Raw genomic sequence first — 537 nt, 5'->3', positions numbered from 1 at the left:
CCGTAGAGCAGCGCTGCAACACGTTCTATATACGTGCTGCCAACTGCGGCAGCCGGTGCGAGGAGTTCCGCCAGCTGGAAGAATGGAAGAGCGTTGAGGTTGGCTATGAGAGGTGCGATGTCACCTCCGTCAGCATGGACGACCTCATCGAAGGAAAGTCATACAGGCTTGTCGTACAGCGTACTCCCCTGAAAGACAAGCACGGCAGGGTACAGACCGATATGTTCGGAGTGATATACACATACCGCTGTATCCTTACCAACAACCGGACATCCACAGAGAAGGACATCATCACATTCTACAATGAACGTGGAGCGAGCGAAAAGAACTTCGACATACAGAACAATGACTTCGGGTGGTCGCATCTGCCCTTTTCCTTCATGGCTGAGAACATGGCTTTCATGATGGTTACCGCCATGCTGAAGAACTTCTATCTCTACCTCGTCCGCCATATCAGCGAAAAGGTCAAGCCGTTGAAAAAGACAAGCAGGCTGAAAGCCTTTATCCTGCATTTCGTCAGCGTGCCGGCAAAATGGG

1 protein-coding gene is annotated in these 537 nt (G+C 51.4%); it reads left to right on the top strand.

What is annotated here, in order from left to right:
• Window positions 1-537: hypothetical protein (locus HMPREF9141_RS12400; protein ID WP_007369123.1), on the top strand; the 537-nt coding region annotated here is incomplete at both ends.

This window comes from Prevotella multiformis DSM 16608, assembly GCF_000191065.1.
GTDB classification, from domain to species: Bacteria; Bacteroidota; Bacteroidia; order Bacteroidales; family Bacteroidaceae; genus Prevotella; species Prevotella multiformis.
Note: the sequence above shows the minus strand (reverse complement) of the source record. Positions and strands in the feature narration are given on the sequence as shown.